Genomic DNA, 21759 nt, shown 5'->3' with positions numbered 1-21759 from the left:
TGGCCCTTCTAGGATGGGGCGAACGGCGGCTGATTCCCTGCAACGGCCGCGTCGCGCCTGGCCATCCTTCGGGAGATAATGACGAATGACACCGGGCTCCTGGCAGACCCCCTTCATCACGCTTGTGATCGCCGCAGCCGGCGCCGGGTTCACCTACGCGCTGTTATTCCCGGCGCCTTTCCTTACTGGCCCGGCGATGGCGGTGACGCTGGCCGGGCTCGTCGGGATCAGGACTGCGGCATTGCCGCAACGGCTGCGCGATCTGGTGTTCGTGGTTCTCGGCCTGTCAATCGGGCAGGGGGTGACGCCGGAAGTTCTTACCGCGATGAGGTCCTGGCCGTTGACCCTGGTGTCGTTGGCCGCAAGTCTGTTCGCCATCATCTTCCTGACCCGCGCGGCGCTTGTAAGGTTCTGGCAGATGGACCGCGCCACGGCTTTCCTGTCTTCGTCACCGGGGCATCTGAGCTATGTACTGGGCCTCACCGAAGGGGTGAAGGCGGATCTGAAGACCGTCAGCATCGTCCAGTCGATGCGGGTTCTGGCGCTGACGCTTCTGGTTCCGGTGGTAATCAGCCTGACTGGCCAGATTCCGCAACGGGTGGCGGCGCAGCCTGCCGAAACCGCGCTCCAATTGCTTGCCGGCATGATTGTCATCGCCTGGATTACCGGATTTGTTTTGCAGCGTCTCAAGCTGCCGGCGGCCTATCTGATCGGTGGCATGCTGGTTTCGATCGTGTTGCATGTAACCGGTCTGGTGCATGGCGTGATGTCGGCCTGGCTGGCGGCGATCGCCTTTGTTTCGCTTGGCGCACTGATCGGCTCGCGGTTTTCCGGCGTCACCCTGGCGCAGATGCGCAGCGCCTTAGGTGCCGGGATATTCGTGACCCTGCTCGGCGTGGCGATTGCGGGGTTCTTCGCTGTCATCGCGCACTGGATGACCGGGATGGATCTGATTGCGGTGCTGATCGCCTTTGCGCCCGGTGGATTGGAAACCATGGCGGCGATGTCTGTCATACTCGGCATCGACCCGACTTTCGTAGCCACGCATCATATTGCGCGGCTGTTGATGCTGACCGTGATCGTCCCGATTTTCGTGATCCGCAGCCAACGCAATTGAGCTGCGGCAAACCGCCTTTTGTTATGCTATGCCATTTTATTGTCAGTTCGCCTGCTTTATGTGGGAGAGGTCCGAAATGAAAATGCGGAGTGCATCGTGAGCGTCACCAAGGAAGACATCCTGGCCAAGCTGAAGATGGTGAAGGGACCGGATCTCGAAGGCAACATCGTTGATCTTGGGCTGGTGTCCGATATCTTCATTGCTGATGGCAAAGCCTATTTTTCGCTGACGGTTCCGGCCGCGCGCGCACAGGAACTAGAACCGTTGCGCGAGGCGGCCGAGCGTGCCGCCAAGACTGTTCCGGGGCTTTCAAGCGCGATGGTGGCGCTAACCGCTGCGCGTGAAGCTGGTGCTGCCGCGCCTGCGCAGCCGAGCCCACAACCCAAACCGCAACCGGCAGCCCCCAGCGCCACGCTTGCTGCACGCCTAAAGGGTCGCACCAAAACTGATGTACCGGGCATTGGCAAAATCATTGCTGTCGCCTCGGGCAAGGGCGGCGTCGGCAAATCAACCACCGCAGTCAATCTAGCGCTCGGACTGCAGGCGACAGGCCTGCGGGTTGGTGTGCTCGACGCCGATATCTATGGCCCGTCGATGCCACGACTTCTGGGTATTTCCGGGCGCCCGGAACAGCTGGAGGGGCGGTTGCTCAAGCCGATGGAGAATTACGGCCTCAAGGTGATGTCGATGGGCTTCCTGGTGGAGGAAGACACGCCGATGATCTGGCGCGGACCGATGGTGATCTCGGCGCTCAACCAGATGCTGCGTGAGGTCGCCTGGGGTGAACTCGACATGCTGGTGGTCGACATGCCGCCGGGCACCGGCGACGCGCAACTGACGATGGCGCAGAATGTGCCGCTGGCTGGCGCCGTGATCGTCTCGACGCCGCAGGACCTGGCGTTGATCGATGCCCGCAAGGGGCTCAACATGTTTACCAAGGTGAATGTTCCGGTGTTGGGCATCGTCGAGAACATGAGCTATTTCGTCTGTCCCGATTGCGGAGGCCGGCACGACATTTTCGGCCATGGCGGCGCCCGCGAGGAAGCATCCCGGATCAATGTTCCATTTCTTGGCGAAGTGCCGCTGGCGATGTCGATCCGCGAAACCTCCGATGCCGGCCTGCCTGTTGTGGCCTCGGCCCCGGACGGACCACACGCGAAAGCCTATCGCGACATTGCCGTCAAGGTGCTGGCTGAGCTTGATGCGCTCTCGGGCGAAGGTGCCCGGACCATGCCGGAGATCGTGTTCGAATAGGTGCGGCTCAGGTGGGTTTGGCCAGATTGGCGAACAACGCCAGCATGTCCTGGTCGAGCGCATCGTTCTGGGGCTCGTGTTGAGATGCCGTGCAGGTAATCACCGTATTGGTGTCGGGGTCGCAGTAGAGAAACTGGCCGTGAATGCCGGCTGCGAGAAAGGCATTGGAGCCGCCGCCAAGCTGATACCAGTTGCTGCGGTAGCGGCCTGTTTTCAGGAACTCCGCCTGGGTGCCGCGTGCCCAGGCGCCCGGATCGCCATTTGTGCGCATGTCGTCGATCCAGCGCCGGGAGATGATCTGGTTGCCTCCGGCCTTGCCGCCATCGAGCAGCATCTGGCCCAGCGCCAGCAGATCATGCGGGCATAGCGAGATGCCGCCGGCGGTGCGCGGCGCGCCGCGATTGTCGACGGTGATGAGCGCGTCCGCAGATGCGCCAAGCGGCTGCCACAGAAGATCCGAGCAAAGATCTGTAAAGCGAGTGCCGGTGGCGCGCTCTAGAACGATCCCCAGCATGTCCGAATTGGGTGACAGGTAGGCGTGATCGCCTCCATGGGGGCCGTCGGCCTTGCCGAGGCTACCAAGCAAGGCCAGCAGGCCTTTTTCCTCACTGCCATCCCCGGTTGCCGGGTTCCAGAGCATGGCGCGGCGGTAACGGGCGTAATCCTGTTCGGAGAGGTAGGATTCATCAAAGTCCAGGCTAATGCGCATGTCGAGCAGATCGCGCACGCTGGCATCGGCATAGGCGCTGCCCTTGGTCTCCGGCACCAGATCCCCAACCGGTGTGCTGACATTTAGAATACCCCGGTCTTCGAGAATGCCCGCAACCAGTGCGGTGATGGATTTTGAGATTGAAAACACCAGATGCGGATCGGACCGATCGACACCGGGCGCGTGCCATTCACACACCATTTCGCCGTCGCGTGAAAGCAGGAAGCTGTCTGCCTGGGCGCGGCCGAGCAAACCGGCCATGGTTTCAGAAGCGCCGGGGAAGACAGGACTAGCCAGCAGCGCCGGATTGTCCACAGGCGCCGGCAGGCTGCGTGGGGCTGCTGCCCTGATCTCGCGCCGAGCGGACCATTTCCGCGACATGTCGGAACGACCAGAAACAATAGGGGCGGGTGCGCCAGTTGGTGAGCGTGATGGCATGGCGCGGAAAGCCGTTCAAAGCTTCGAAATCTGTGGTTTTTGTCATCGGATACCTTGTGCCGGAGCCTTGCGACGAACGGTCCAGGAAAAACTTGATAGAAAGGGTTTCCTTTTTCTGGAAGCATTCTAAACTAGGGTGTCTTCCGATTGGAAGCGTAGCCTGATGTCTGGAGCAAGATTATGCGGTTGACACGCCAAACCAATTACGCGGTACGCATGCTGATGTATTGTGCCGCCAATGATGCGCCGTTGAGCCGCATCGGCGACATCGCCAAGGCCTATGCCGTATCCGAACTGTTCTTGTTCAAGATCCTGCAGCCTTTGACGAAGGCCGGGCTGGTGGAGTCGGTGCGTGGTCGCAATGGCGGCGTCCGGCTGGGACGGGCTGCGGACAAGATCACGCTCCTGGACGTGGTCAAGGTGACCGAAGAAAATTTCGCCATGGCGGAGTGTTTCGAAAATGATGCAAGCGAATGCCCGCTGGTTGATTCCTGCAGCCTGAACTCGGCGTTGCGCAAGGCGCTTGGCGCGTTTTTTGACGTGTTGGCGAGCTATTCGATTGATGATCTGGTCAAGGCACGGCCTTCGATCAATTTCCTGCTGGGGCTCGAAGAACAGCCGGCAGCCTAAACACCAATTACACCTCGATCCCGGCCTTGCGGCCTTCATAAATGGCGTAGGCCGCTTGCCGCGGCGCCGCGCCATCACCGATTTCCTGAAACCGCACGCCGCGTTCGCTCAAGGCCAGCGCAAGTCCGTTCTCCGCATGGTTGGCAGTGGCGAATACCAGTGTTTCGGCCTCGATATCGGACTCTTGGTCGTCAACAAACGAGCGAATGGTTGCCGCTGTTCCATTCCAGCGGATAATTGCGCTCTCAACCATGAATTTCACGCCGAGACCGGCGAGCGTCCGTCGCAGCGGGAAATCGGACGCGGTGCGTTGCAGCTCCTTGCCAACCAGCGGATCGGGCGTGACGATGGTGACCTGATGGCCGTCTTCGGCGAGCTTCCATGCGGTGCCGCAGCCTTTCCAGTTACCGCCTTCGTCGAGCACGATCACGCGTTTGCCGGGCCGAACCTGGCGAGCCATGATTTCCTCGGTGGAGTGGACATTGCCATGGGCCAGACCGTCGAGTTCCGCCCTCTGCGGGATCGCCTTCTGAAAACCGGTTTCCGGCGGCAGTGACCCGGTTGCAAGAATAATTTCGTCGGCCTGTTCGGCGATCACATCGTCGGCTTCCATGTAGGTGTTGAGCCGGACCTCGACGCCGAGCTTTCCTAATTGCCGCTCGTACCAGTCGATCAGATCGGTGACCTGGGCACGGCGCGGCTGCAGCCCGGCCAGTCGGTAGGCGCCGCCGAGATGACTGGAGGCTTCCGTCAGAACCACCTTGTGGCCGCGTTCGCCGGCAACGCGGGCCGCTTCAAGCCCGGCCGGTCCGCCGCCTACCACCAGTACTGATTTCCGGATTTCTGCGGGCATAAAACGGTCGCCGCCCCATTCGGATTCCCGCCCGGTTGACGGGTTGACCACGCAGGATATCCAGTAGTCGCGCGAGCGCCGGCCCCAGCACATCTGGTTGCACGAGAGGCATCCGCGGATGTCGTCGGTGCGACCATCGCGGGCCTTGTTGGCAAGGTGCGGATCGGCGATCTGTCCACGCACGATCGAGACCAGATCTGCCTGTCCCTCGCCAAGCACGGTTTCGGCGTTGTCGGGGGTGCGGATATGGCTTTCGGCGGTGACCAGCGCATGTCTGACAACGCCCTTCAGCGTTCCTGCCAGATCGACACCGAGCTTTTCGGGATAGAGGAAAGTAGGCATCAGCTTGTAGAAATCGAAATAACTGCCCGAGCCGCAGGTGACATAGTCGATCATCTGCTCGCGGTCGTGGCGTTCGATGATTTCGCTGATCGATTCGCGCTGCAGGGCGATCTCGACATCGGGTTCGTCGTTGACGGCCATGCCGATGATGAAATCGTCACCACAAATGGCGCGGATACGGGTGACGATTTCGCGGGAGAAACGGGTGCGATTTTCCAGGCTGCCACCCCATTTGTCGTCGCGCCGGTTCGACCACGGCGTCCAGAACTGATCAACCAGGCCATGATAGGCGGCCCAGACCTCGACGCCGTCAAAGCCTGCTTGATGACAGCGGCGTGCGGCCTCGACAAAGCCGGTGATGGTCTGCTCGATCTCGGCTTCGTTCATGGCGTGCGAGCCGTCGCTGTCGTGATAGCTCGGCATGCCCGAGGGTGACCAGGCCGGATGGAAGGCGTTGTCCTGATCGCCGTGACTGCCGATGTGGTAAAGTTGCTGTATGGCAACCGCGCCGTTTGATTTGATCGCCTCGGTGACCTGCCTGAAATGTGGAATCACGGAATCATCACTGTGACGGAAATTGCCCCTGGTCAGTACCGCTGCGGGATGCACCGGCATCGGCTCGACCACCACCATGGCGGCGCCGCCAATGGCGCGCTCGGCATAATAGGCGGCAAGGCGTTCGGTAGGCAGGCCCTCGACGGCCATGTTGGTGGTGTGGGCGCCGAAGACGATGCGGTTGCGCAAACTGTGGCCACGCAGGTCAACCGGCGAGAACAGTTTCTTGAAGCTGCGTGCGGTCATTGTTCTCGCCCCCCATGATCTACGCCCAAGTGAGCATGCTAGCACGCGGTGCGTCCAGCACTGTATTGGCTGCGAAACGCGATGGCTTTATTGCGCAACCGTCTTCGGTGTTCGTACCGGTGCTTGCATCATGTTTCTCGTCAAAAGACTTGTATGCAAAAGTTTGCTAATTTAAACGATTAGAAACCCTCGATAACGCCGTTGGGGCGTCTAGTCCGAAGTGGAGCAAGCGGTGAGCAAATCAATGTCTCCGAACTGGTGGCGCGGCGCGGTCATCTATCAGGTCTATCCGCGGTCATATCAGGACACGTCCGGCGACGGCATTGGCGACATCCGCGGCCTCATCAAACGGCTCGAATACATCGCCTCGCTGGGTGTTGATGCCATCTGGCTGTCGCCGTTCTTCAAGTCACCGATGGCAGATTTCGGCTACGACGTTTCTGATTATTGCGATGTTGATCCCATGTTTGGCACGCTTTCGGACTTTGACGAGCTGATTGGGCTGGCCCACGCCAAGGGACTCAAGATCATCATCGATCAGGTGATCTCGCATTCGTCGGACCAGCATCACTGGTACAAGGAAAGCCGGTCGAGCCGGGACAATGCAAAAGCTGACTGGTATGTCTGGGCCGATCCCAAGCCCGATGGCACCGCGCCCAATAACTGGTTGTCGATTTTTGGCGGTCCGGCCTGGGAATGGGACACTGCGCGGCGGCAATATTACATGCACAATTTTCTGGCCTCGCAGCCGGATCTCAATTTCCACAATACTGATGTGCAGAACGCAATTCTGGATACGGTCCGGTTCTGGCTCGATCGTGGCGTTGACGGCTTCCGGCTCGATACCGTCAATTTCTATGTTCACGACAAGCAGTTGCGCGACAACCCGCCGCTGTCACAATCGGCAGAAGACGGCAACTTCATGGGGGTGGATGCGCCTGACACCAATCCTTACGGCTTTCAGGATCATCTCTACGACAAGTCGCAACCGGAGAATATCGTGTTTCTGCAACGGCTGCGGGCGCTGCTGAATGAGTATGACGGCCGCACCACCGTCGGCGAGGTGGGGGATGGCCGCCGCTCGCTCAAGACAGTCGCGGCTTACACCAATGGCGGTGACAAGCTGCACATGTGCTATACGTTCGACATGCTTGGCGGAGAGTTTTCAGCCGAGCATTTCCGCCGCAGTATTGCCAATTTCCAGTCGGTCGTGAACGACGGCTGGGTCTGCTGGGCTTTTTCCAACCATGATGTTGAACGGCACGTCTCGCGCTGGATGCAGGAGGGGGATGACCCCGAGCATCTGGCCCGCTTCGCAATCACCCTGCTTTCGTCGTTTCGCGGTTCAATCTGCCTGTATCAGGGCGAAGAACTGGGTCTGGAAGAGGCCGAGATTGCGTTCGAGGATCTTGCCGATCCTTACGGCATTCGCTTCTGGCCAGCTTACAAGGGCCGGGACGGCTGCCGCACCCCGATGGTCTGGGAGAAGGATGCTGCCAATGCCGGATTTTCCGATGCGGCACGGACGTGGCTGCCGGTTCCTGACAGCCATCTCCGGCATGCGGTGGACCAGCAGGATCATCTCAGCGGATCACTGCTCAACCATTATCGTGAGACGCTGGCGTTCCGCAGATCCCATGCCAGTCTCGTGGACGGGCCGATGACCTTCCTGGAAACAAATGGCGATCTGCTGGCCTTCATCCGTGGCGAAGGCCAGAACCGGTTCCTGTTTGTGTTCAATCTCGACCGCAGCCCCGCCGAATGGACGCCGCCGTCAGATCTCGACATTACCGAGGTGGTCAGGCTGCACGGATTCGCACCGGGCCATGAGGGCGGCACGATCATGTTGTCTGGGCTTGATGCCTTCTGTGCGCGGCTCCGATAAGGCCCGATGACCTAAGGATCGATGATCTCGAAGGCATCGACATCGATCATGCCGCGGTCGGAAATTTTCAGATGCGGGATTACCGGCAGCGGCAGGAAGGCCAGCTGCAGGAATGGCTCGTCGAGCGTGCCGCCGAGTGCCTTTGCGGCCTCGCGCAGCGGAATCAGCGTTTCGCGCACCCATTCATAGGGCTGGTCGCTCATCAGGCCGGCCACGGGCAGAGCGATTTCGGCGACCACCTTGCCGTTCTCGGCGACGACGAAGCCGCCGCGGATTTCGCTCAAGCGGTTGGCGGCCACAGCCATATCTGTCTCGGAGGCGCCGACAACGCAGATGTTGTGGCTGTCATGGCCGACGGTGGAGGCAATGGCGCCGCGCTTGAGCCCAAACCCCTGAACGAAACCGGTGGCGATGTTGCCATTCTTGCCATGGCGTTCGATCACCGAGATCTTGAGGATATCGCGGCTCAGGTCGATCTGCTTTTCGCCATTGTCGATAGCGAGGTCGAGATCGCGGCGCTCTGTAATGATCTTGCCGGGAACAATGCCGATCACCGGCGTTTCGCTGCGGTTCTTGCGCACCGTGAACGATGTCGCCGTTACTTTTGGCGCGCGGACGCTGTCGGTGCCGACCAGTTCCGTCACGGCACGGGCAGCAAATAATGCGTCGGTGACACGACGGCCGGCGGAAAATACCATCTCGGCATTGCAATCTTCGAGGCTGTCGAGCACCACCAGGTCGGCGCGCCAGCCCGGCGCCACCAGCCCTCGGTCGCTGAGCCCGAAGGCGCGCGCGGCGGAAATCGAAGCGGCGCGGTAGATCGCCAAGGGCTCGACGCCATGGGCGATGGCGTGGCGGATCATGTAGTCGAGATGGCCGTGTTCGGCGATATCGAGCGGATTGCGGTCGTCGGTGCACAGCGCCAGGAAGGGTGAGTTACGCTCGGTGATGATCGGGATCAGCGCATCGAGATCGCGCGAGACCGAGCCTTCGCGCACCAGAATATGCATGCCCTTGGACATCTTCTCGAGCGCTTCCTCGGCGGTGGTGGATTCGTGCTCGGTGCGAATGCCGGCAGCGAGGTAGCCGTTCAGGCCCAGTCCGCGCAACAAGGGCGCGTGGCCGTCGATATGGCCGCCCTGGAAAGCCTCGAGCTTGGCCATGCAGGCCGGATCCTTGGCGAGCACGCCGGGAAAATTCATGAACTCGGCGAGGCCGATCACCTGTGGGTGGTCGCGGAACGGCAGCAGGTCCTCGATATCAAGCCGGGCGCCGGCGGTCTCGAGATGGGTGGCTGGCACACAGCTTGAGAGCTGGACACGGATGTCCATGATGGTCTGGACCGCGCAATCGAGGAAATAGCGGATGCCCTTTGCGCCGATCACGTTGGCGATTTCATGCGGATCGCAGATCGCCGTGGTGATGCCGCGCGGCAGCACGCAGCGGTCAAATTCATGCGGGGTAACGAGCGAGCTCTCGATGTGCAGATGGGTGTCGATGAAACCCGGCACGACAGTCTTGCCGGAAATGTCGATTTCCTCGACACCGGAATAGGTTTCCAGCGTGCCGACGATGCGGTCGCCGCAGATGGCGATGTCGCCCTCGCGCAGGGTGCCTGTGGTCAGGTCGAACAGTCTTCCACCCTTCAGGACGATGTCGGCGGGCACCTTGCCTGCGCCTTGATCGATCTTCATGCCGAGTGTGCTCATGTCCGTGGACCTTTCAAGCTATTCCAAAATGCAAACCGGCCGGCTGTGAAGCCGGCCGGGTCAGTATCACGCCAGTGGCATGATTACATCTTCATCTTGTCGGTGACCACCGAAGTCCAGGCGCCTTCCGGCTCCTTGGTGATGATCTTCTGATCGAGCAGCGCCTTGGCGGTACGCTCATAGGCTTCCGGAATGAGCTTGGCATCCGGCTCACCGATCAGCTTGGCGACTTCGCCCATCATGCGCTTCTGGTGGTTTTCGTCCTGGCCGCCATTGTCGATGATAATGGCTGCGGCTTCATCGGGATGGGCAGTGGCATAGGCCCAGCCCTTCATCGATGCTTTCACGAAACGAACCATCTTGTCGACATAGGCCGGATCCTCGAGGTTTTCCTCAAGCGTGTACAGGCCGTCTTCCAACAGGTCGTTGCCCATTTCCGTGTAATTGAAAACGATCAGGTCTTCCGGCTTGTAGCCGGCGTCCATCAGCTGCCAGTACTCGTTGTAGGTCATGACCGAGATGCAGTCTGCCTGCTTCTGGATCAACGGCTGCACGTCAAAGCTCTGCTTGAGAACGGTAACGCCATCCTCGCCGCCTTCGGTGGACAGGCCGAGCTTGTTCATCCAGGCGTAGAACGGATATTCATTGCCGTAGAACCAGACGCCCAGGGTGTGGCCCTTGAAATCGTCCACGGTCTGGATCGGACCGTCGGCCGGGCAGACCAGTTCCATGCCAGCCTTCTTGTAGGGCTGGGCGATGTTGACCAGACCGACGCCCTTTTCGCGGGCAGCAAGCGCGCCGCCCATCCAGTCGACAATCACGTCGGCGCCACCGCCGGCAATCACCTGTTCGGGGGCGATATCCGGACCGCCGGGCTTGATTTCGACGTCGAGGCCGGCTTCTTCATAAAAACCCTTGTCCTGGGCAACGTAGTAGCCTGCAAACTGTGCCTGGGCGACCCACTTGAGCTGCAGCGTCACCTGATCAGCGGCACTTGCCGCTCCTGCCATCAGTGTCACGGCGAGAGCCATTGTAATTCCGATAGTCTTTTTCATTTATGTTCTCCTCTGGTTAAGGCCCCGGTCCATCACCTGCGATAGCTCGGATGCCAAAATGTGACGGCGCGCTCGAGAAGTGCGAGCGCCCCATAGAACAGTGACCCGACAACGGCCGCAAGCGCGATTTCGGCCCAGACCATGTCGAGATTCATTCGACCGACTTCGGTCGAAATACGAAAGCCCATACCGACCACCGGCGTGCCGAAGAACTCGGCGACGATGGCGCCGATCAGCGCCAGCGTGGAGTTGATCTTGAGGGCGTTGAAGATGAACGGCATCGCCGCCGGCAGCCGCAGCTTAAACAGCGATTGCCAGCGGGTTGAGGCGTAGGTTCGCATCAGGTCGCGTTCCATTTCCCCGGCACTGGCAAGCCCGGCGATGGTGTTGACCAGCATCGGGAAGAAAGTCATGACCACGACCACGGCGGCCTTGGACTGCCAGTCGAAACCGAACCAGATGACCATGACCGGAGCGACACCGATCATCGGCAGTGCCGAGGCCATGTTGCCGACCGGCAGCAGGCCGTTGGCGAGGAACCGGTAGCGGTCGGCGAGAATGGCGACGATGAACCCGGTCAGCGACCCGACAATGTAGCCGAACAGCACCGCCTTGAGGACGGTCTGGTTGAAGTCCGCCATCAGGATCGACGTCGAGGTGGTGACCCTGACTGCGATGGCTGACGGTGGCGGCAGCAGCACGAAGGGTATGCCGGTGCCGCGGACGATGGCTTCCCAGAGAATCAGCACCCAGATGCCGAACAGGGTGGGCACCAGCAGCGAACTCAGCGTGCCGAGATTGCGGCCATCGCCGGACAGCACCGTCACCAGCCGCCAGCCCAGCAGCCACGCCGCGGTGAGACCCGCGAAATAGCCCGCATTGGCAGTGCCGGTTGCATCCGTCAGGCCACCGATCAGCAAGGCTGCGGCACCAAGGCTTGAGACGACCAGAATGGCGATTTCAAGCATGGCGCTAAGCCGCAGCATCGAGCCGATCGCACCAAGCAACAACAGGGCGATGACCAGGTAGGACGACGATCCGTTCATTGTCGCCGTGAATGGCACGGCCGTCAGGCTGTAGAGCGTTGCGAGCAGGGACAGAAGCGCCTGCCAGTTGGGTCGGAACAGGGTCATGGGGTTTTCGCTCCCATGCGAATGCTGACAATCCGGCCGATAACATCAACGGCGGTGACCAGCAATATGGCGACAACCGAACCGGCGATAAGGGCGGCGAACACGTCGATGGTCTGGCTGTAATAGGAACCGGCCAGCAGTTTGGAACCGATGCCGGCAACCGCGCCGGTCGGCAATTCACCGACAATGGCGCCGATCAGGCTGGCGGCAACGGCGACTTTCATCGACGCGAAGAAGAACGGCATCGAGGCCGGGAGCCGCAGTTTCCACAGGGTCTGCATCGGTGTGGCCGAGTAGGTCCGCATCATGTCGAGATGCAGCACATCGGGCGAGCGCAAGCCTTTGACCATGCCGACGGCCACCGGGAAAAACGACAGATAGGTCGAGATCAGCGCCTTGGGCAAGAGCCCGGTGATGCCGATCGATGACATCAGCACGATGATCATCGGCGCCACCGCAATGATGGGGATCGTCTGCGAGGTGATGATCCAGGGCAGGAACGAGCGGTCGAGCGCCGGGATATGGACGATGCCGATGGCGATCGCCACGCCAAGTGCGGTGCCCATGGCGAAGCCGAGCAACGTCGCCGACAGCGTGATCCATGAATGGTAGATCAGAGAGCGCTTTGACCAGGGTTTGACCATCAGCGTGTTCTTCCAGAGATTTGCCGCCACCTGATGCGGCGCCGGAAGGGTCGGTTTCGGCTGGGTCATGGTCTTGACCAGGAATTCAGCAGTGGTCGAGGTCACGCCTGCACGGCGGTCGAGATCGCGCTGGAACGGCGCGTTCATCGGCACGACGAAGGCATACCAGATCGCAACAATGGCGAGCAGGATCGTCCCCACCGGAAACAATCGGTGCTTGATGAAGCTGTGGTCGGTCATGTTGCGCCTCCCGGCCAGCGCATCCGCAGGTCACAAGCTTTGGCCAACGGGGTGTGAGGTGCAGACGACATTGGTTGGCGCGCACTACTCATCATAGCTGTGCCCCGCGCGCAGGCCTTCGCGGACCCGATGGGCGATTTCCAAAAATTCCGGCGTTTCGCGGATATCGAGCGGCCGGTCATCGCCGAGATTGCAATCGATGATTTCGTGAATCCGGCCCGGGCGCGGGCTCATCACCACGATCTTGGTCGACAGGAACACGGCCTCGGGAATCGAGTGGGTGACAAACACAACAGTTTTCTTGGTCTTGGCCCAGAGCTTGAGAAGCTGTTCGTTGAGATGGTCGCGGACGATCTCGTCAAGCGCACCGAACGGCTCATCCATCAAAAGCATATGCGGTTCGACGGCGAGCGCCCGGGCGATCGAGGCGCGCTGCTGCATGCCGCCGGAGAGCTGCCAGGGGAATTTCTGTTCAAACCCGGTCAGGTTGACCAGTTCCATATTGGCGGCAATGCGGGCGTCACGGGTGGCCCTGTCGAGCCCCATCACTTCCAGCGGCAGTGCGATGTTGTCCTTGATGGTGCGCCAAGGAAACAGCGCCGCCTGCTGGAACACATAGCCATAGGCCCGCGCCAGCCGCGCTTCTTCGGGGGTCATGCCATTGACGGTCACCGTGCCGCCGGTGGGCTGCTCGAGATCGGCAATGACCCTGAGCAGCGTGGTCTTGCCGCAGCCCGACGGGCCGATCAACGAGACGAATTCGCCCTCGGCGATGTCGAAGGTGATGTCCTTGAGCGCGTGCACAGGCCCGTCATTGGTCTGGAAGGTTAGGTCCAGATTTTGGGCAGTAATGACCGTTTCATTCATCAGTTGCTGCTTTTTGTTTCATTGTGTTCCCCAGTCTTTTTGTTTTGTCAGCCTGAACCTGCTCGGTCCTGAAAACCGAGCAAGTTCCGTGCCATTACACCCCGGTTGCAGGGATGCCTTTGCGTTCGACCTTGCGCGGCGAGGAGACTTCCTTCCAGGTCGACAGCGCCTTGTTGGTGGCGGTAACCGGCTTACGGGCGACGAATTCGCCGTGGCCTTCCTGCGGCTTGACTTCGCCATCGTCAATGGCGACGCGACCGCGAGTCAGGGTGTAACGCGGCAGGCCCTTGACCTGCTTGCCTTCAAAGACGTTGTAATCGATCGCCGACTGCTGTGTCTTGGCCGAAATGGTCTTGGACTTTTCCGGATCCCAGACCACCAGATCGGCATCGGCGCCAACCAGCACCGCACCCTTTTTCGGGTAGGTGTTGAGGATCTTGGCGATGTTGGTCGAGGTGACGGCGACGAACTCGTTCATGGTCAGCCGGCCGGTGGCAACGCCATAGGTCCAGAGCATCGGCATGCGGTCTTCAAGTCCACCGGTGCCGTTGGGGATTTTTGTGAAATCACCGACGCCATAGCGCTTCTGCTCGGTGGAGAAGGCGCAATGGTCGGTGGCGACCACCTGCAACGATCCTGCCGACAGTCCGGCCCAGAGCGAATCCTGATGCATTTTGTTGCGGAACGGAGGGCTCATCACCCGGCGTGCGGCATGGTCCCAATCGGGATTGGCGTATTCGCTTTCGTCCAGCGTCAGATGCTGGATCAGCGGCTCGCCCCACACCCGCATGCCCTTCTGGCGGGCGCGGCGGATGGCTTCGTGGGATTGTTCGCAGGATGTGTGCACCACATAAAGCGGGGTGCCCGCCATGTCGGCGATCATGATGGCGCGGTTGGTGGCTTCACCCTCGACTTCGGCCGGACGGGAATAGGCGTGGGCCTCAGGGCCGTTGTTGCCTTCGGCCAGAAGCTTTTGCTGCAGTTGTGCCACCACGTCGCCGTTTTCGGCATGAACCATGGCGATGCCGCCGAGTTCGCCAACGCGGCTGAAAGAGGAATACATCTCGTCGTCATCCACCATCAGCGCACCCTTGTAGGCCATGAAATGCTTGAAGGTGGTGATGCCCTTTTCCTTGACGACCGTTTCCATCTCGTTGAACACCTGCTCGCCCCACCAGGTGATCGCCATGTGGAAAGAGTAATCGCAATGGGCGCGGGTCGATTTGTTGTCCCACATGGTCAGCGCTTCAAGCAGCGACTGACCGGGCGCGGGCAGGGCGAAATCGATCACCATGGTGGTGCCGCCGGCGAGTGCTGCGCGGGTGCCGCTTTCGAAATCATCGGTCGAATAGGTGCCCATGAACGGCATTTCGAGATGGGTATGCGGGTCAATGCCGCCGGGCATGACATAGCAGCCGGTGGCGTCGAGCGACTTGTCGCCGACGAGGTTGGGGCCGATGGCGGTGATGACACCTCCCTCGATCATCACGTCTGCCTTGTAGGTCAGATCGGCGGTGACAATTGTGCCGTTCTTGATGACGGTGGTGCTCATGGTGCACGTCCTTTTGCTGTTCCGAATCTTGTGTTGTTAAACCGTCTTGGCGCGGTCTTTTCAAACGATAATGCGTGTCAGTCGGCGTAGCCGGGGTTCTCCTCGTCCAGAACCTGTTTCATTTCCTCGAAATGGGAAAACTCGGCGTCCTTGTAGGTGTCCCATTCGCGGGCAACTGATTCGGCCATCTCGTCACTCATCACATTGAGGGGCTGGCCGGTGGAGTAGGCCAGCACCATGGTCCGCGCGGCGCGCTCGAGATGGTACATGGCGTCAAAGGCTTCGGCCACCGTGGGGGCAACCGTGGTAACGCCGTGATTGGCCATCATGACGCTGGAATGATTGCCGATCGAGGCGGCAATGCGCTCGCCCTCGGCTTCCTCGCTGGCGATGCCGCCAAACTCCATGTCGATGGCCAGCCGGTTGAAGAACCGTGCAGTGACCTGATCGAGCGGCTTGATCGAGGGATCTTTCAGTGTCGCGAGCGTAGTTGCGTAAGGCGGGTGCAGATGCAGCGCCACACGGGCATGCGGCACTCGGCGGTGAATGGCTGAATGGATCGACCAGGCCGAAGGATCGGGCGCGTCGGGCCGGTTCATGGTCTCGCTGTCGTCGGCATCGACCAGCAGCAACTGACTGGCCCGGGCGCGGGAAAAATGCTTCCAGCGCGGATTGATCAGGAATTTCTTGCCATCGGCCGAAACCGCGGCGGAGAAATGATTGGCAACGCCCTCGTGCCACTCGAAATGGGCCGCGAGCCTGAGGGCCGCGGCGAGGTCGACGCGCAACTGGCTCTCGTCACCGCGATCCAGCGGAATTACGTTTACCGGGTTGTTCATCACGTCAACCTCTCGATCAATCTGCCAGGCTGTGCCTCACTGGAATGCTTGGCACAGCAAAATGTCACTCCACCACCTCGGCGGTTTCGACCACTGCATGCATCAGTACGTCGACGCCGGCGGCGGCCCATTCCTTGGAAATGTCCTCGGCCTCATTGTGCGACAGCCCGTCGACGCAAGGGCACATCACCATGGCCGTTGGCGCCACGCGGTTGACCCAGCAGGCGTCGTGGCCGGCGCCGGAAATGATATCCATGTGCGAATAGCCAAGCCGTTCGGCGGCGTCGCGCACGGCCTTGACGCAGTTGTGGTCGAATTCCGGCGGATCGAACTGGCCGACGATTTCAGCCTCGAAACCGACGCCAATCGCTTCGCAAAGTTTCGGCGCTTCGGCCATCAAGCGGTCGACCATGCCGTTCATGCGGTCGAGTTCATGGCTGCGGAAATCGACGGTAAAGACCACCTTGCCGGGGATGATGTTGCGCGAATTGGGATAGACATCAATGTGGCCGATGGCGCCCACCGCGTTGGGGGCGTTGTCCATGGCGATCGTGTGCACCAGTTCGGTGATCTGGGCGAGCCCGCGGCCGGCATTCTTGCGCATCGGCATAGGGGTCGAGCCGGTGTGGCTTTCCTTGCCGGTGACCGTGCACTGGATCCAGCGCAGCCCCTGGCCGTGGGTAACCACGCCAATATCCTTTTTCTGGGCCTCGAGAATCGGCCCTTGCTCGATGTGCAGCTCGAAAAACGCATGCATCTTGCGGGCACCGACTTCCTCGTCGCCCTTCCAGCCGATGCGCTCGAGCTCGTCGCCAAAGCGCTTGCCCTTGGCGTCGGTCCGGTCGTAGGCCCAGTCCTGTTCGATCACGCCGGCGAAAACACCGGACGCCAGCATTGCCGGGGCAAAGCGTGTGCCTTCCTCGTTGGTCCAGTTGACCACCACGATCGGGTGCCGGGTCTTGATGTCGAGATCATTGAGCGTGCGAACCAGTTCCAGGCCGCCGAGCACGCCGAGTACGCCGTCATACTTGCCGCCGGTGGGCTGGGTGTCGAGGTGGCTGCCCACATAAACCGGCAGTGCATCCGGATCGGTTCCGGGACGGGTCATGAACATGTTGCCCATGGTGTCGACGGCCATGGTCAGGTCGGCCTGCTCGCACCAGCGCTGAAACAACTTGCGTCCCTCGCCATCCTCGTCAGTCAACGTCTGGCGGTTGTTGCCGCCGGCGATACCGGGGCCGATCTTGGCCATGTCCATGAGCGAATCCCACAGCCGGTCGGCGTTGATCCTGAGGTTTGCGGCGGGTACGGACATGATCGTCTCCTTCAATCAGTTTTGTCTGTCGTGCGGCCCCGGTTCCCGTCGGGGCCGCCATGGGCGCATCTCTAGTTCGGAAAGCTGAACACGGCGCCGGTCTTGATGCCGTTGGGCGCGAGCGAAGCAATGGTTGCCAGCCCTGTGCAGAATCGTACGCCTTCCTGCTGGCCGCCAAATGCATTCCCGATGATCTGCATGGTCAGTCGATCCCTTCGAGCACTTTGCGCAGCTTGTCGAACAGCTCATCAATCTGGTCCTTGGAGATGATCAACGGCGGCGACAGCGCGATGATGTCACCGGTGGTACGGATCAGCAAACCGTCTTCATAGGCCTTGAGGAAGGCGCTGAAGGCGCGTTTTGTCGGCTCGCCGGCAATCGGTTCAAGTTCGATGGCGCCGATCAGGCCGGTGTTGCGGATATCGATGACATGCGGGCAATCTCTCAATGAATGCAGCTGCTCTTCCCAGTAGGGCGCGATCTCGGCGGCGCGGGTGAGCAGCCCTTCTTCCTTGTAGGTGTCGAGCGTGGCCAGTGCCGCGGCCGAGGCAATCGGGTTGCCCGAATAGGTGTAGCCGTGCATGAACTCGATCATGTGCTCGGGGCCCTGCATGAAGGCATCGTGGATTTCCGAGGTCACGAACACCGCGCCCATCGGGATGACACCGTTGGTCAATCCCTTGGCGGTGGTGATGATGTCGGGCATGACATCGTAATGCTGGGCTGCAAACGGTGAGCCGAGGCGGCCGAAACCGGTGATAACTTCATCGAAAATCAGCAGGATGCCGTGCTTGGTGCAGATCTCGCGCAGCTTCTTGAGGTATCCGACTGGCGGGATCAACACGCCGGTGGAGCCTGCTACCGGTTCGACGATGACGGCAGCAATAGTGGAAGCGTCATGCAGCGTGACGATGCGTTCCAATTCGGAAGCGATGTCGCCACCATGTTCGGGCTGACCCTTGGTAAAGGCATTCTGGCCCGGCAGGTGGGTGTGCGGCATGTGATCGACGCCGGTGAGCAGCGTGCCGAACATCTTGCGGTTGGAGACGATGCCGCCAACCGAGATGCCGCCGAAATTGACGCCGTGGTAGCCGCGTTCACGACCGATCAAGCGGCTGCGGGCGCCTTCGCCCTTGGTGCGGTGATAGGCCAGCGCCACCTTAAGCGCCGTTTCCACCGATTCCGAGCCGGAATTGGTAAACAGCACATGGTTCATGCCTTCAGGCGCGATGTCGACCAGCCGGTTGGCTAGTTCGAATGCCTTCGGGTGCCCCATCTGGAACGCCGGCGCATAATCAAGTTCGCCTGCCTGCTGGCGGATTGCTTCGGTGATCTTCGGGCGGCAGTGGCCGGCATTGACGCACCACAGGCCGGCGGTGCCGTCGAGGATCTGGCGTCCGTCAGAGGAGGTGAAATGCATGTCCTTGGCTGCGACCATCATGCGCGGGTTCTGCTTGAACTGGCGGTTGGCGGTAAACGGCATCCAGAACGCGCGAAGATCGTTTGGGGTGGTGTTGAGCCGGTTGGACATGGCTGAGGCGCCTCCTGACGCATAGGGTTCCCGATCGATCAATCAATAGGCAATTCGAAGGCTTGGTCTTGGAAGCCAAGCTGTGATACGAATTTCTTGACTGTTTGATAAAACTCTAACAGCGCCAACCATTCGGTCAAGGCCAATTCGGCGTTGTTCGCGCCAGTTTGGAAGTCATGGATGGGTGCAGGCGAGAGAGAACAGGGGACGCAAGACTTGAAAGCACGGGCGACGGAGACCCAGCGCAAGACGCGCATACAGATGGAAAACGAGGAACGGATCCTCGATGCCGCTCTTGAAGTGTTTTCGGCCCATGGCTTTCGCGGCGCCACCATCGACCAGATTGCCGACCATGCGGGCATGTCCAAGCCCAATCTTTTATATTATTTCCGCCGCAAGCAGGACATGTACGAAGCGCTGATCGCGCGGCTGCTGGATACCTGGCTGGAGCCGCTGCGGGCGCTTGACGCAGTCGGCGATCCGATGCCGGAACTTCGTTGCTACATCCGCCGGAAGCTGGAGATGGCGCGCGATTTTCCGCGCGAAAGCCGGCTGTTTGCAAACGAGATCTTGCAGGGCGCGCCGCGCATCAAGCAGCTTCTGGTAAGCGAGCTCAAGCCGCTGGTCGATGAAAAGGCCGAGGTGCTTTCGGGCTGGATGGCGGAAGGCAAGATCAACCCGGTTGATCCGCGCCATCTGATCTTCTCGATCTGGTCGACCACCCAGCACTACGCCGATTTCGACGTCCAGGTTCAGGTGGTACTCGGCCCCGATCTTGGCGCCGAAGGCCGTTTCGAGGATGCGGCGCGCTATCTTGAAACGCTGTTCCTCGAAGGCCTCAGCCCCAAGACGCCGGGCGCGACAAAGCCGCGCATCCGAACCCCGTAAGATCTGGTGTGCGCAGCGTGTCCCCTTCGGCAGGCCCGAGGCGTTGAGATGTATGTTTATCAAGAATTCATGATATGTGGCTGGTACCGGGTGGACGATTGCGTTATGCGGGATGGGTTTTGACCGGTCCGGCCGAGCTTGAGTACGGGGCTGCATAGCAGCATCTACGGGCGGCGACGGGTCAAGATCTTGCTAGAATGCCAGCTGAAGAGGAACCAATCATGAGCATTGTCATCCACCACAATCCCGGCTGCGGCACGTCGCGAAATGTGCTTGAGATCATTCGCGCTGTTGCCGGCGAGCCGATTATTGTCGAGTATCAAAAAACCGGTTGGACACGCGCGCAATTGCAAGGGCTTTTTGCTGCCGCCGGGCTGACTCTGCGCAGCGCGCTACGGGTGTCGAAATCGCCTGCCGAAGAACTCGGCCTTACCGATCCATCAGTTTCTGACGACGCCATCCTTGATGCGATGATCAAACATCCGGTGCTGGTCAACCGGCCGATCGCTTGCACCGCCAAGGGGGTGGCGCTGTGCCGGCCGTCGGAAACGGTGTTTGCGTTGCTCGATGTTGCACCGGGCGCTACCTACACCAAGGAAGACGGGGAAGTGATCAAAGCACCATGAAAGATGGCATGCCCAATATCAATCCCGACCAGTTGAACCCGCCTGATACTGAACGGCTGGCGTTACCTGATGAACCGCAGCACCCGCCACGCGTACTGATGCTATACGGGTCGTTGCGCGCACGCTCCTATTCGCGGTTTCTCACCTACGAGGCGCGGCGGGTGCTGGAAGCGCTGGGTGCCGAGGTCCGGGTGTTTGATCCGAGCGGCCTGCCATTGGTATCGGAAGACAGTGAGAAGCATCCCAAGGTCGAGGAATTGCGGCAGTTGTCGCTCTGGTCGGAAGCCCAGGTCTGGTGTTCACCGGAGCGCCATGGCGCCATGACCGGGGTGATGAAGACCCAGATCGACTGGCTGCCGCTGGCGCCGATCGGCGGAATCCGTCCGACCCAGGGGCGAACACTGGCATTGATGCAGGTCTGCGGTGGATCACAGAGTTACAACAGTTTGAACCAGATGCGGGTGCTGGGTCGCTGGATGCGGATGATTACCATCCCCAATCAGTCTTCGGTGCCCAAGGCGTACGCCGAATTTGACGAGCAGGGACGGATGCTGCCGTCGGCTTATTACAACCGTGTCGTCGATGTGATGGAGGAACTGATGAAGTTCACGCTGCTGACCCGCGGCCGTTCGGCCTATCTGGTCGATCGCTATTCCGAACGGGTGGAAAGTGCCGAAGCCCTCTCCACCCGTGTCAACATTCGGTCAATCTAGATCAATCCGCTGATTACACCGCGCCGGCATATTCGCCGCGCGCCGGGTAGTCGTTCTTGATGGCAAAATCGAGCGCACCGACCAGCTCGGAGAAATGCGGACGCACAAATGGCATGGTCTGAACCGAGCCGTAATAGAGTGTTTGTTGCGGGGTCACCATGAACAGGCCCGGCTCGGAAAACAGCGCCGGCTCCTCGATGCCGATCGAGGTCTTGCCGCGCGAAGTCGAGATGTAGAGCCCCCATTCGCGGGCCTTTTCCAGCGGAAGATCATAGCCGAAACGCAAGGTGTCGGCGCCGATCTTGTCGGCCATCTGCCGCGTGCGCTCTTCGCCATCAGAGCTGATCGCAATGGTGGCGACGCCACGTTCGGCAAAATCGGCGACGCGCTTTTGCATTTCGGTCAGGTAGTTGGCGCAGATCGGGCAGTGCAGGCCGCGGTAAAAGCAGATGACGGTTCCCCGCTCCGATGCATCGGTGGAAAGATCAAACGTGCCGTGGTCAAGAGTGGGCAGCGTCAGGTCAGGAGTTTTCTGGCGGGGCATGAGCATGGAGAAAAGCCTTTCAATGGGTGTTGTGTCAGGATAGTAGCGTAATTTCAGTTTGAAAAATCCGAATT

Annotated in this window: 21 protein-coding genes; 7 read left to right on the top strand and 14 right to left on the bottom strand. The window is 60.4% G+C overall.

Annotated features, from left to right (window positions below; translation table 11 throughout):
* Positions 1-85 precede the first annotated feature (85 nt).
* Positions 86-1117: an AbrB family transcriptional regulator gene (locus tag OEG84_RS10520; protein ID WP_267653715.1), complete on the top strand. Its 1032-nt coding sequence runs from the start codon at positions 86-88 to the stop codon at positions 1115-1117.
* Between the two features lie 135 nt (positions 1118-1252).
* A complete protein-coding gene (gene apbC / locus OEG84_RS10515; protein WP_425602909.1) occupies positions 1253-2371 on the top strand; it encodes an iron-sulfur cluster carrier protein ApbC in 1119 nt (372 codons plus the stop codon).
* A 7-nt stretch (positions 2372-2378) separates the two neighbouring features.
* On the opposite strand, the gene OEG84_RS10510 is transcribed toward apbC, so the two are convergent.
* Both OEG84_RS10510 and OEG84_RS10505 read right to left on the bottom strand, forming a co-directional pair.
* The gene (locus OEG84_RS10510; protein WP_267653714.1) at positions 2379-3341 is read right to left on the bottom strand and encodes a serine hydrolase domain-containing protein; all 963 of its coding nucleotides are present in this window, start codon (positions 3339-3341) and stop codon (positions 2379-2381) included.
* A 28-nt stretch (positions 3342-3369) separates the two neighbouring features.
* Positions 3370-3564, bottom strand: coding sequence for a hypothetical protein (locus OEG84_RS10505; protein ID WP_267653713.1), 195 nt, complete (start codon positions 3562-3564; stop codon positions 3370-3372).
* A 134-nt stretch (positions 3565-3698) separates the two neighbouring features.
* On the opposite strand from OEG84_RS10505, the gene rirA reads away from it, so the two are divergent.
* Entirely contained in the window at positions 3699-4148 is a 450-nt protein-coding gene (gene rirA, locus OEG84_RS10500) for an iron-responsive transcriptional regulator RirA (RefSeq protein ID WP_267653712.1), read from the top strand.
* A 7-nt stretch (positions 4149-4155) separates the two neighbouring features.
* Here rirA and OEG84_RS10495 read toward each other — a convergent pair whose 3' ends face one another.
* Positions 4156-6144, bottom strand: coding sequence for an oxidoreductase (locus tag OEG84_RS10495; RefSeq protein ID WP_267653711.1), 1989 nt, complete (start codon positions 6142-6144; stop codon positions 4156-4158).
* 244 nt (positions 6145-6388) lie between these two features.
* On the opposite strand from OEG84_RS10495, the gene bglA reads away from it, so the two are divergent.
* Positions 6389-8029: a beta-galactosidase BglA gene (gene bglA / locus OEG84_RS10490; RefSeq protein WP_267656155.1), complete on the top strand. Its 1641-nt coding sequence runs from the start codon at positions 6389-6391 to the stop codon at positions 8027-8029.
* 11 nt (positions 8030-8040) lie between these two features.
* Here bglA and ade read toward each other — a convergent pair whose 3' ends face one another.
* The 10 genes from ade to aptA form a co-directional block, all read right to left on the bottom strand.
* Complete coding sequence (ade, locus tag OEG84_RS10485) at positions 8041-9738, bottom strand: adenine deaminase (RefSeq protein WP_267653710.1); 1698 nt, start codon at positions 9736-9738, stop codon at positions 8041-8043.
* 83 nt (positions 9739-9821) lie between these two features.
* Positions 9822-10793 (bottom strand): ABC transporter substrate-binding protein, encoded by a 972-nt coding sequence (locus OEG84_RS10480; protein ID WP_267653709.1) that lies wholly within the window; start codon positions 10791-10793, stop codon positions 9822-9824.
* A gap of 32 nt (positions 10794-10825) precedes the next feature.
* A complete protein-coding gene (locus tag OEG84_RS10475) occupies positions 10826-11926 on the bottom strand; it encodes an ABC transporter permease (RefSeq protein ID WP_267653708.1) in 1101 nt (366 codons plus the stop codon).
* Entirely contained in the window at positions 11923-12810 is an 888-nt protein-coding gene (locus OEG84_RS10470) for an ABC transporter permease (protein ID WP_267653707.1), read from the bottom strand. Before OEG84_RS10470 ends, OEG84_RS10475 begins: the two co-directional genes overlap by 4 nt.
* An 84-nt stretch (positions 12811-12894) precedes the next feature.
* Positions 12895-13677, bottom strand: a complete 783-nt coding sequence (locus tag OEG84_RS10465) for an ABC transporter ATP-binding protein (protein ID WP_267653706.1) — start codon at positions 13675-13677, stop codon at positions 12895-12897.
* 94 nt (positions 13678-13771) lie between these two features.
* Positions 13772-15229 carry a dihydropyrimidinase gene (hydA, locus tag OEG84_RS10460; protein WP_267653705.1) on the bottom strand — a complete coding sequence of 486 codons (1458 nt, stop codon included), beginning with the start codon at positions 15227-15229 and terminating at the stop codon, positions 13772-13774.
* Positions 15230-15306: 77 nt separating this feature from the next.
* Positions 15307-16068 carry a class II aldolase/adducin family protein gene (locus OEG84_RS10455; RefSeq protein ID WP_267653704.1) on the bottom strand — a complete coding sequence of 254 codons (762 nt, stop codon included), beginning with the start codon at positions 16066-16068 and terminating at the stop codon, positions 15307-15309.
* A gap of 64 nt (positions 16069-16132) precedes the next feature.
* On the bottom strand, positions 16133-17383 hold the full coding sequence (locus tag OEG84_RS10450) for a Zn-dependent hydrolase (RefSeq protein ID WP_267653703.1): 1251 nt from the start codon (positions 17381-17383) through the stop codon (positions 16133-16135).
* A 71-nt stretch (positions 17384-17454) separates the two neighbouring features.
* A complete protein-coding gene (locus OEG84_RS10445; protein ID WP_267653702.1) occupies positions 17455-17583 on the bottom strand; it encodes a hypothetical protein in 129 nt (42 codons plus the stop codon).
* A 2-nt stretch (positions 17584-17585) separates the two neighbouring features.
* The gene (gene aptA / locus OEG84_RS10440) at positions 17586-18914 is read right to left on the bottom strand and encodes an omega-aminotransferase AptA (protein WP_267653701.1); all 1329 of its coding nucleotides are present in this window, start codon (positions 18912-18914) and stop codon (positions 17586-17588) included.
* Between the two features lie 261 nt (positions 18915-19175).
* Between aptA and OEG84_RS10435 the strand changes: the two genes are divergently transcribed.
* The 3 genes from OEG84_RS10435 to arsH all read left to right on the top strand — a co-directional run bounded on the left by OEG84_RS10435 (position 19176) and on the right by arsH (position 21141).
* Positions 19176-19802 (top strand): TetR family transcriptional regulator C-terminal domain-containing protein, encoded by a 627-nt coding sequence (locus OEG84_RS10435; protein WP_267656154.1) that lies wholly within the window; start codon positions 19176-19178, stop codon positions 19800-19802.
* 221 nt (positions 19803-20023) lie between these two features.
* On the top strand, positions 20024-20428 hold the full coding sequence (gene arsC / locus OEG84_RS10430; RefSeq protein WP_267653700.1) for an arsenate reductase (glutaredoxin): 405 nt from the start codon (positions 20024-20026) through the stop codon (positions 20426-20428).
* Positions 20425-21141, top strand: coding sequence for an arsenical resistance protein ArsH (gene arsH, locus OEG84_RS10425; protein WP_267653699.1), 717 nt, complete (start codon positions 20425-20427; stop codon positions 21139-21141). The genes arsC and arsH overlap by 4 nt, the downstream gene beginning before the upstream one ends.
* Before the next feature lie 13 nt (positions 21142-21154).
* Here the strand turns inward: arsH and OEG84_RS10420 are convergent, their stop codons facing one another.
* Positions 21155-21691 carry a peroxiredoxin-like family protein gene (locus OEG84_RS10420; RefSeq protein WP_267653698.1) on the bottom strand — a complete coding sequence of 179 codons (537 nt, stop codon included), beginning with the start codon at positions 21689-21691 and terminating at the stop codon, positions 21155-21157.
* Between the last annotated feature and the right edge of the window lie 68 nt (positions 21692-21759).

The sequence above is a fragment of the Hoeflea algicola genome (genome assembly GCF_026619415.1).
GTDB lineage: Bacteria > Pseudomonadota > Alphaproteobacteria > Rhizobiales > Rhizobiaceae > Hoeflea > Hoeflea algicola.
This window is presented reverse-complemented; position numbering and strand designations above follow the sequence as displayed.

What these genes read in the sequence shown, in the direction of transcription:
- OEG84_RS10520 (WP_267653715.1), top strand. Translation starts at nt 86, where the DNA reads ATGACACCGGGCTCCTGGCAGACCCCCTTCATCACGCTTGTGATCGCC.
- apbC (WP_425602909.1), top strand. Translation starts at nt 1,253, where the DNA reads ATGGTGAAGGGACCGGATCTCGAAGGCAACATCGTTGATCTTGGGCTG.
- OEG84_RS10510 (WP_267653714.1), bottom strand. Translation starts at nt 3,341, where the DNA reads ATGGCCGGTTTGCTCGGCCGCGCCCAGGCAGACAGCTTCCTGCTTTCA.
- OEG84_RS10505 (WP_267653713.1), bottom strand. Translation starts at nt 3,564, where the DNA reads ATGACAAAAACCACAGATTTCGAAGCTTTGAACGGCTTTCCGCGCCAT.
- rirA (WP_267653712.1), top strand. Translation starts at nt 3,699, where the DNA reads ATGCGGTTGACACGCCAAACCAATTACGCGGTACGCATGCTGATGTAT.
- OEG84_RS10495 (WP_267653711.1), bottom strand. Translation starts at nt 6,144, where the DNA reads ATGACCGCACGCAGCTTCAAGAAACTGTTCTCGCCGGTTGACCTGCGT.
- bglA (WP_267656155.1), top strand. Translation starts at nt 6,389, where the DNA reads ATGTCTCCGAACTGGTGGCGCGGCGCGGTCATCTATCAGGTCTATCCG.
- ade (WP_267653710.1), bottom strand. Translation starts at nt 9,738, where the DNA reads ATGAGCACACTCGGCATGAAGATCGATCAAGGCGCAGGCAAGGTGCCC.
- OEG84_RS10480 (WP_267653709.1), bottom strand. Translation starts at nt 10,793, where the DNA reads ATGAAAAAGACTATCGGAATTACAATGGCTCTCGCCGTGACACTGATG.
- OEG84_RS10475 (WP_267653708.1), bottom strand. Translation starts at nt 11,926, where the DNA reads ATGACCCTGTTCCGACCCAACTGGCAGGCGCTTCTGTCCCTGCTCGCA.
- OEG84_RS10470 (WP_267653707.1), bottom strand. Translation starts at nt 12,810, where the DNA reads ATGACCGACCACAGCTTCATCAAGCACCGATTGTTTCCGGTGGGGACG.
- OEG84_RS10465 (WP_267653706.1), bottom strand. Translation starts at nt 13,677, where the DNA reads ATGAATGAAACGGTCATTACTGCCCAAAATCTGGACCTAACCTTCCAG.
- hydA (WP_267653705.1), bottom strand. Translation starts at nt 15,229, where the DNA reads ATGAGCACCACCGTCATCAAGAACGGCACAATTGTCACCGCCGATCTG.
- OEG84_RS10455 (WP_267653704.1), bottom strand. Translation starts at nt 16,068, where the DNA reads ATGAACAACCCGGTAAACGTAATTCCGCTGGATCGCGGTGACGAGAGC.
- OEG84_RS10450 (WP_267653703.1), bottom strand. Translation starts at nt 17,383, where the DNA reads ATGTCCGTACCCGCCGCAAACCTCAGGATCAACGCCGACCGGCTGTGG.
- OEG84_RS10445 (WP_267653702.1), bottom strand. Translation starts at nt 17,583, where the DNA reads ATGCAGATCATCGGGAATGCATTTGGCGGCCAGCAGGAAGGCGTACGA.
- aptA (WP_267653701.1), bottom strand. Translation starts at nt 18,914, where the DNA reads ATGTCCAACCGGCTCAACACCACCCCAAACGATCTTCGCGCGTTCTGG.
- OEG84_RS10435 (WP_267656154.1), top strand. Translation starts at nt 19,176, where the DNA reads ATGGAAAACGAGGAACGGATCCTCGATGCCGCTCTTGAAGTGTTTTCG.
- arsC (WP_267653700.1), top strand. Translation starts at nt 20,024, where the DNA reads ATGAGCATTGTCATCCACCACAATCCCGGCTGCGGCACGTCGCGAAAT.
- arsH (WP_267653699.1), top strand. Translation starts at nt 20,425, where the DNA reads ATGAAAGATGGCATGCCCAATATCAATCCCGACCAGTTGAACCCGCCT.
- OEG84_RS10420 (WP_267653698.1), bottom strand. Translation starts at nt 21,691, where the DNA reads ATGCTCATGCCCCGCCAGAAAACTCCTGACCTGACGCTGCCCACTCTT.